The 8,703-nt window shown below is 57.6% G+C and carries 7 protein-coding genes and 2 rRNA genes; 5 read left to right on the top strand and 4 right to left on the bottom strand.

What is annotated here, in order from left to right:
• Positions 1-68: 68 nt before the first annotated feature.
• Positions 69-410 carry a tryptophan synthase subunit beta gene (locus PVV54_RS00710; protein WP_274910360.1) on the top strand — a complete coding sequence of 114 codons (342 nt, stop codon included), beginning with the start codon at positions 69-71 and terminating at the stop codon, positions 408-410.
• A 57-nt stretch (positions 411-467) separates the two neighbouring features.
• On the opposite strand, the gene lapD is transcribed toward PVV54_RS00710, so the two are convergent.
• Together lapD and lapG are read right to left on the bottom strand one after the other, a co-directional pair.
• Positions 468-2,414: a cyclic di-GMP receptor LapD gene (gene lapD / locus PVV54_RS00705; RefSeq protein ID WP_274908129.1), complete on the bottom strand. Its 1,947-nt coding sequence runs from the start codon at positions 2,412-2,414 to the stop codon at positions 468-470.
• Between the two features lie 10 nt (positions 2,415-2,424).
• A complete protein-coding gene (lapG, locus tag PVV54_RS00700) occupies positions 2,425-3,186 on the bottom strand; it encodes a cysteine protease LapG (RefSeq protein WP_274908128.1) in 762 nt (253 codons plus the stop codon).
• 191 nt (positions 3,187-3,377) lie between these two features.
• Between lapG and PVV54_RS00695 the strand changes: the two genes are divergently transcribed.
• The 4 genes from PVV54_RS00695 to PVV54_RS00680 all read left to right on the top strand — a co-directional run bounded on the left by PVV54_RS00695 (position 3,378) and on the right by PVV54_RS00680 (position 8,182).
• The gene (locus PVV54_RS00695; protein ID WP_274908127.1) at positions 3,378-4,061 is read left to right on the top strand and encodes a GntR family transcriptional regulator; all 684 of its coding nucleotides are present in this window, start codon (positions 3,378-3,380) and stop codon (positions 4,059-4,061) included.
• An 87-nt stretch (positions 4,062-4,148) separates the two neighbouring features.
• Positions 4,149-4,652, top strand: a complete 504-nt coding sequence (locus PVV54_RS00690; RefSeq protein WP_274908126.1) for a sigma-70 family RNA polymerase sigma factor — start codon at positions 4,149-4,151, stop codon at positions 4,650-4,652.
• Positions 4,606-5,598, top strand: coding sequence for a FecR family protein (locus PVV54_RS00685; RefSeq protein ID WP_446731436.1), 993 nt, complete (start codon positions 4,606-4,608; stop codon positions 5,596-5,598). The genes PVV54_RS00690 and PVV54_RS00685 overlap by 47 nt, the downstream gene beginning before the upstream one ends.
• A 97-nt stretch (positions 5,599-5,695) precedes the next feature.
• Positions 5,696-8,182, top strand: coding sequence for a TonB-dependent siderophore receptor (locus PVV54_RS00680; RefSeq protein ID WP_274908125.1), 2,487 nt, complete (start codon positions 5,696-5,698; stop codon positions 8,180-8,182).
• Between the two features lie 62 nt (positions 8,183-8,244).
• Here the strand turns inward: PVV54_RS00680 and rrf (PVV54_RS00675) are convergent.
• Positions 8,245-8,360: ribosomal RNA gene (gene rrf / locus PVV54_RS00675) — 5S ribosomal RNA — on the bottom strand.
• Between the two features lie 109 nt (positions 8,361-8,469).
• A 5S ribosomal RNA gene (rrf, locus tag PVV54_RS00670) occupies positions 8,470-8,585 on the bottom strand.
• Between the last annotated feature and the right edge of the window lie 118 nt (positions 8,586-8,703).

Raw genomic sequence — 8,703 nt, 5'->3', positions numbered from 1 at the left:
GGGCAATATTGCCTATGCTGCGCCTGGCCCCACTTACTTAAGGAGTCATCGTGACGAGGATGGAAGCCATGTTCTACGTGCAGCGCGACGACCAGGGGCAATTACAGCGGGTGGAGGTTGCCCCGTACGCTGAGCACACCGAAGTTCTGCCGGCTGACCATGCGGAAATTCTCGATTGGTTTGCCGACGATGTCGTCGAAAACAGCCTCAAGCAGCTCAAGCAGAGTGATCTGGACATGATCCGCGTGCTTGAAGATTTGATCGAGGTGCTTACGGCCAAGGGTGTGTTCAGTATCACGGACCTACCGGCGGGAGCTCAGGCCAAGCTGCTCAACCGATCTACAGCGCGCAAGGCACTGGGCAGTTTGAACAACCTGATCGAGGAAGAGGAGCATGGTGGGTTGATCTGAGCACCCCGTTTCGGGCAGGTTGGACAGGGCTGCCAAGCAGCCCTGAATGCCGCCACATCACCGCCAGGGCGCCGGCTCACCCACCAGTTGCCCCTGAATCCCGCCAACGCCCATGTCGAGCAGCACCTGCCGCTCGCCTTCGGTTTCGACCCGCTCCGCAATCAGCGGCAGGTCGATGCTGTGCGCCGCCCGTTGAATAGCTTCGATGAACAGACGCTTGTGCTGCTCTTGATCGATGTTGCGGATATGGCTGCCATCAATCTTCAAGTAAGCCAGGCCCAGATGAGCCAGGTTGCCGATCATGCTGAAACGGCCACCAAAACGCTGTAACGCCAGGCCGAAGCCCAAGCTGTGCAGGCGTCTGGTCAACTGTTCGAGCTTTGCCTGCTCGGGCAGTTGTTCTTCACCGATCTCGAACACCAGCCGTGGGCCCAAAGCACGATGCTGGCCCAAAAGCTCGTAGACTCGCTGCAGCGCCTTGGGGTCGGCCAAAGTAGCGGCAGACAGGTTCAACGCCACTACCTGATCATGACTGCGCAGGTGCGCCATAACCTTTTCCAGCACCAGCAAGTCCAGACGCGGTAGCCAGCCGAAACGCTCCAGCCAGGGCAGGAAGCGGCCTGCGGGCAGTGCTTGGCCGTCGTCGTCGAGCAGCCGGGAGATGACTTTGTGGTGCAGCACCTGCTGCGGATCGCGGGTGCTGACGACTGGTTGGAAGAACAGCTCAAACTGGCCCGTGGCGAACGCCTGGTCAAGGCGTTGGTGCCACACATGCTGCGTGTCTCCCGCAACCGACGCAGCGCCCTGCTCCAGGCACACCCAGCCGGGTGTCGGCTGGTTTTCGGCCCGCGCCAGCGCTTCGTCAGCCAGCTTCAGCAATGCCTGAGGCGAGTCGCCTGGGCTGAATGGTGCCAGGCCGATGCAGGCCACCGGGTCAACATCGCTTGCGCCAGTTTCGTGCAGACTTTTAAGCGTCACCTCCAGGGCTTGGGCAAGCTGGACGGCCTCTTCATGAACCATGCCCGGCGCCAACACGGCGAACTCGCCGCCACGGCTGCGCGAGATCAGGTCGTTGGTTTCCGGATAGCTTGCGCAGGTGCGACGCAGCTGCTCGCCCACTGCCTGCAGCAGCTCGTCTGTGCGCTGGCCGCCCAGGCGCGCATTAAGGCCAGCCAGCCCCTGCACCCGCAGCAGCAGCAGGTAACCGGCGCGGGCCTCCTCCATGTTGCTGACCCGTGCTGCCAGCTGCATTTCGAAGTAGCGACGGTTGGACAGCCCGGTCAGGCTGTCTTGATAAGACTCTGCACGCAATTGCTCGCTTCGCTGGGCCTGCTCGCTGAACAGCGCCTTGAGTTTGTCGACCATCTGGTTCATCGCCTGCACCACCCGGCGCAATTCCGGCGTGCTCGGCAGATCTGGCAAGCTGAGGAATTCTCGACGGGCAATGGCGTGGGATTGTTCGACCATATAATCCAGTGGGCGAAGTTGGCGGCGTAGTAGCAGCGCCCCCAATACCGCACTCGCCGCCCCGCAAAGCAGCAGCCAGCCCAGGCTGCCCAAGGCGCTCTGCCAGAGTTTGGCAATGGCAAACATCGGGTGGCTGATCACTTCCACCCTGGCGGCTTGCTGCCAGCCACGGCTTACGATGGCGTCACCCCCCGCGGGCTCCAGGCCGATAAGGTGCACGAACCAACCAGGCACTCCGCCCGGGTCAGGCTCGGCATGGCGCTCGACCAGCACGGCATTGGAGGCCAGATCGACCACCTTGATACTGGAGTAGTAACCACTGTCGAAGATCGAGCTGACCATCAACTCGACCATGGCCGGGTCGTCGATGTTCGGTGTCAATGACAAGGCCAACGCGGTAGCCGCGTCCTGAGCATGCGAGCGCAACTGATTGACGTACTGGCTGCGCGAGCTTTCCAGGCTGACCATGAAGCTGCCGCTGAACGCGACGACCAGGAACAGGCAAATGGCCAACAGCAATTGTTTGAACAGTGACATCTGTGCTCCTTCAGTAAACCGGTTCGGCCGGGAACCCTTCGGCCTGCATTTTCTTCAACAAGTCCTGCCACCGCGACAGGCGCTTTGTGTCACCGACCTTCTTGTTGCCTGCTGCGCCGGTCAGCCATAGGCCTTCGCCGTTGAAGGCATACACAGGCAGCAGGTCTGGCCGCTGGCTAGCTGGCTTGATCGCGTCCATCAGGCTGTCCAGCACCAGCGGCTGGGCCTGTGGGCTTGAATAATAGGTCAACACCATGTGCGCTCGGTTTTGCCGTAGCGCTTTGACGTAGGTGATGCGCAGTTTTTCGTTTGGAATACCCATGCGGCGCAGGCTGAAATACTTGGCGATGGCGTAGTCTTCGCAGTCCCCCGCGCCTTTGATAAGCGCCTGGATGGGAGTGGCCCAATAGTCCACCTCATGCCACAAGTCTATGTCTTCGACATACCGTAACTGTTGGTTGAAAAAAACGTTGGCCGCTTGCAGGCGCTGCAGTTCGCTGCCTTGGTTTTGAGTTGCCATCAGGTTTTGCCAGGCATCAATGCGGGCCTTCCCTGCACCCAGCGGACCGTAGAGGGCCTGTGACTTGCGGCTGATCTCGGAAAAATCCCAATCCGCATGCAGACCGCCCAGTAGCAAGCTACCCAGCAGCACGGCAAAGCCGACGCGTCGCATGATGTTCTTGAGCATCCAGGGTATCGCCACAGCGAAGACCAGTTCAGAGCAGTTGTAGGCCGCGATGGTGCGGCTTGCCAAGGTAAAACACAATGGCACCCTGCAATCATGAAGCCAGTGGTCGGAGGCACATGACTTTCTTGTTAGTACCAAGTGTGTAGCGCTTCCTTTGCTCTGCAACTTGATCCACCATATCTGAGCCCGTCCCAGTGCGTGCGCGGGTTTGACAAGCCCTCACGCCTGTAACTAGTGTCATTGGATCCAACTTTAGTCGCTGAGGCATACGCCGCGTGGCCGATAAGATAAAACTGAGCAATGTGCTGGCCAGCGAGCAGCTGCCGGCCCACTTGGCCCGTGGCGCGATCGAAGAGCGCCTGCGCAGCGCCATTCTTGACGGGCGCCTGCCGCCAGGTACCGCCGTACGCCAGCAAGAGCTTGCCACCCTCTATGGTGTCAGCCGTATGCCCGTGCGTGAGGCCTTGCGCCAGCTTGAGGCACAATCACTTCTGAAAGTGGAAATGCACAAGGGGGCAGTTGTCGCCCCTTTGATTGGCGAGGACGCGGTAGATACCTATGCACTGCGCGTGCTGCTGGAAAGCGAAGCGCTGCGCCAGTCTATTCCGCTTCTCGACGCTGCAGACATTGCCAAGGCACGCGGTTATATCCAACAGCTTGAAAACGAAACCGTACATGCCGAAATCGGCCGCCTGAACCGGCTGTTTCATATGTCGCTCTACTTCAAGGCATCCAATCAGAAGCTGCTTCGCCTGATCGAAGATGAACTTAACGAAGAAGAGCGGTTCTTGCGCTTCCATCTTTCCTCGATGGGGCTTGGCAAGCTGACTCAGGATGACCACAACGCGCTTGTGGACGCCGCCAGCGACAAGTTGGTGGATCAAGCGGTCGCGGTGTTGGAACGGCACTTGAACAATGCTGCCCGGGTGATCAGGAGTTATCTGGACAAGCAGCGCTAAAACCACTGAAAGCGAAAATGACGGTTGCAAATAGTGCATGCCGCGGCAAACAATGAGACTAATTATCATTCATGCCGATTGCCCGTCATGGCTATAAACGATTCAGTGCACTCGCTCTACAGTGATCACCACAGCTGGCTGCACACATGGTTGCGCAGCAAATTGGGCAATTCTGCTGATGCTGCGGATTTGGCTCAAGATACCTTCGTGCGGCTGCTGCAACGGCGGGAGCCTGTGCAACTGACCACCCCGCGTGCTTTCCTGCGCACTGTTGCACGGGGGTTGGTAATTGACCATTGGCGGCGTGAAGAGCTGCACCGAGCTTACCTCGAGGCTTTGGCGCATTTGCCGGAGGCGCACGTCCCCTCGGTAGAAACCCGTGAAGTGATGCTTCAGCTGCTTGAGCGCATCGCCAAAATGCTCGATGGGCTCAAGCCCAAGGTCCGTCGCGCCTTCCTCCTGGCCCAGTGCGATGGTCTGGGCCACAAAGCAATTGCCGAGCAGATGGGCATTTCGCTGCGGTCGGTAGAGCGCTACATAGCCGATGCGCTTTACCACTGCTACCTGTTGCGCTACGAAGACGAGGATTGAAGTGGCGCCCTCCCCCAACGCTGTCAAACAGGCAATACAGTGGATGTTGAAGCTGCGTGAAAGCGGTAACAACATAACCCTGTTGCAGCAGTGTGAGCACTGGCGAAAGGCTGACCGAGAACATGAACTGGCATGGCAGCGGGTGGTAGCCCTTCACCAGGATTTGGACCTGCGTGCAATCCCTGGGGCCGGTTTGGCTCTGCAGACATTGGAAACCAGCCAACAACGGCTCCGGCGCCGGCAAGCGCTGAAACTGCTTGGCGGCGTCGCACTGGTAGGGTCGGCAGCCTGGCTGGCCAAGGACATGGACAGCATCAACACCTGGACTTCCGACCTTGCTACAACAACAGGCGAGCGCCGCACGTTTTCTCTCCCTGACGGTTCTATTCTGCAGCTCAATACACGCAGTGCGGTGGATTTGGCCTTTACCGATCAGCAACGCCTGATCTACCTCAAGCAAGGCGAACTGATGCTCAGCTGCAAATCGGGGCATCCGATAAGGGTACGAACCCGTGATGCTTTAATCGAAGGCGTAGAAGGCAATGTTGTGGTCAGGCAGGAAGCTGACTGTACGAGAGTCAGTGTGGCCCAAGGCAATATTGCCTTGTACCCCTCAGCGGATCGTCAGCTGCTGATCGGTAGCTACCAGGAATGGCGAGTGGACAACATGGGGGCCCATCGCCTTGATCATGTGGACATGGATGCAAGCGCCTGGACGGAAGGTTTGATTGTTACCCGCGACATGCGTTTGGCCGACTTCCTGGTGCAAGTAAGCCGTTATCGACATGGCTACCTCAGCTGTAGCGACGACATTGCCAACCTTCGCCTTTCCGGCGTTTACCGGCTTGAAGATCCTGAACACCTGATCCAGCTGCTGCCACAGACGCTGCCAGTGCGCCTGAACCGACATACACGCTGGTGGATTCGCTTGGAATCGGTTGCCTGATACTGCTGCCGTGGAAATTTCTGGCGGGTTTTGGTGGCGAGTCCGGCTAGGAGAGTAATCAACTTCTTCTGCCTCACACGACTACACGGACCCTTCCATGCCCAATGCCTCATTAACTGCATGTCCCTCCCATGCGAATGATTTTCGACCTGTCTTGAATTCCGTGCTTCTTGGCAAAGCGATCCGCGCTGCGCTGTTCGGGACGACGCTAGGCTTATCTACTGTTTCAGTCGTGGTTCATGCCGCTGAAACGGTGCAGATTAGCCAGCAATACAACATTGCAGCGGGCAGCTTGAGTGATGTTCTCTACCAGTTTGCCCGTCAGGCGGGCATCACTTTATCGAGCACTCCAGATCTGACTGACAACTTGAGTTCTCAGGGGCTTCAGGGGCGTTACTCGACCGAACAAGCGTTGCGTCACCTCCTCAATGGAACAGGCCTGGAAGCGGCCAGTCAGGACGGGCGTAGCTTCGTACTTCACACAAACACCGATGGTGCGGCGCTGTCGCTGCCCGATACCGATGTGCGCAGCTTTAGCCTGGGTAATGCACTGGGCAGCATGGAGGGCTACAACGCCACCCACAGCCAGGTTGCGACCAAGACAAGCATGCCCTTGGTTGAAACATCCCAGTCGGTATCCGTCGTTACCCGGCAGCAGATGGACGACCAAGGCTCACAGACTGTGGCTCAAGCCATGCGATACACACCAGGCGTGCTGACCAACCCTTACGGTGCGACCCATCGCTATGACTACGTGGCGATGCGCGGCTTCAATGATGGATCGGTGGACAACATCTATGTCGACGGGCTGAAGTCGATGGGTGACAACGGCACGTACAGCACGATGCAGGTTGACCCCTACTTCCTGGAGCGCATCGATATAGTCAAAGGCCCCTCCTCGGTACTTTATGGCCGCAGCTCTCCCGGTGGACTTGTGGCGCTGACTACCAAAAAGCCACTGTTCGAAGCTTATCATCAGGTTCAAGCCACCGTGGGTACCCAAGGGCAGCGCGGCATGGGGTTTGACTTCAGCGGCCCGCTGGACGCCGACAAGCGCATCGCCTATCGCCTGACGGGCCTGGCGGACGCTTCCGACACGCAGTTCGACCACAACAAGGAAGAACGCTACGCCATCGCACCAGCCATCAGCATCGACTTTACCGAGGACACCTCACTGACCCTGCAGGCTAACCTGCAGCACGATCCGAATGGTGGGTATCACGGAGGCAACCCGGCAGACGGCATGCTGCACAAACGCAATGGCCAGCGCCTGTCGGATCACTTCTTTGAAGGCGAACCTGACATCGACAACTATGAGCGCACCCAACAATCGTTCAGCTATCAGTTCGAGCATCGCTTCAATGATGTTTTTACGGCTCGGCAGAACTTTCGGTACCAGGATTCTGATGTGTCGATGGACCAGGTGTACTCGGCCGGATGGGCAGACGCCAATACCAATATCCTCAATCGGGCATACACAGGCGGCGACGAGCGCCTGCATTCGTACATCATCGACAATATGCTGCAGGCAGAATTCTTCACTGGCGCAGCCAAGCATACGCTGCTGCTCGGTACTGACTATCAGCGCCGCAAGGCGGATGTAGCTTGGCGCTATGGCACTGTTGAGCCACTGGATGCCGCCAACCCACAGTACGGCAATGGCAATCTGCAGGTGCTTGGCGAAAACCGCTACCAGCGCCGTTTGCAGCAAACCGGGGTCTACCTGCAGGATCTGGTCGAGCTTGACCAATGGCGCTTCTCACTGGGCTTGCGGCAGGACTGGGTCAAGGTCTCCGAAGAGAACCGTGACAGCGACAGCAAGGCCAGTGATGACCGCTCCAAGTTCACTACCCGGGCCGGGGTGCTCTACCTGTTTGAAAACGGCATTGCGCCTTATGTGAGCTATTCTGAGTCGTTTAACCCCAATACGGTGTCTGACCAGGATGGTCGCCCATTGGCGCCTACCGAGGGTACCCAGTGGGAAGCTGGTATCAAGTATCAGCCACCGGGCAGTGACAACCTCTTTACTGCATCGGTATTCCGCATTGAGCAGGAGAATCTGGCGTCCAAGCAGCCTGACGAAGACTTCTACCGGCCAGTAGGTGAAGTGCGCTCCCAGGGCCTTGAGCTTGAGGCACACGTTCAACTGACCGAAAATCTGAAGCTCTTGGGTGGCTACACGTTCACCGACATCGAATACTCCAAGTCAATGCCCAGTCTTGTTTCGGGTGAGCTCGACAACAAGGGGAATTCCCCCACTCAGGCCCCTAAACAAATGTTCTCGTTGTGGGCCGACTACAACTTCCGCCAAGGGCCTCTGGATGGCCTGCGACTGGGAGGCGGTGTGCGTTACGTGGGTTACAGCTGGGTAGATGCGGAGAACAGCATGAAAGTGCCTTCCTACACCCTATTTGACGCCTCTATTGGCTATGACATGGGCAAGCTAGGGATGAAGGGTGTGGATTTACGGCTTAACGCCAACAACGTCACCAACGAGACCTACATAGCCTCCTGTGCCAGTTTGAACTACTGCTACATGGGGGAAGAGCGCAACGTCAGTGCAACGGTGAGTTACCAGTTCTGATCTATTTCTGACGCAAAGCAAAAGGCCCTGTCTGCATCGCAGACAGGGCCTTTTTATTTGAATCTTGACGATGACCTACTCTCACATGGGGAAACCCCACACTACCATCGGCGATGCATCGTTTCACTGCTGAGTTCGGGATGGGATCAGGTGGTTCCAATGCTCTATGGTCGTCAAGAAATTCTGTGTGCCGGCCCGTCCTGCGGACGTACCAGCGAATCTCTGTAGTTCCTACTTATAGACAAAACCCCTACCTGCTCGCGCAGATAGGGGTTTTGCGAAATGAATCTTGACGATGACCTACTCTCACATGGGGAAACCCCACACTACCATCGGCGATGCATCGTTTCACTGCTGAGTTCGGGATGGGATCAGGTGGTTCCAATGCTCTATGGTCGTCAAGAAATTCTGTTGCCAGAATGTCCAGCTGGACAGCCTAGCGAATTCGGATATGCGATTTGTGATGTTGCGAACTTTCGGGTCTTTCGTCTTCACCACCACAATTTGGCGCTTCTTGTTCA

The organism is Pseudomonas sp. PSKL.D1, from assembly GCF_028898945.1.
Classification (GTDB): domain Bacteria; phylum Pseudomonadota; class Gammaproteobacteria; order Pseudomonadales; family Pseudomonadaceae; genus Aquipseudomonas.
Note: the sequence above shows the minus strand (reverse complement) of the source record. Positions and strands in the feature narration are given on the sequence as shown.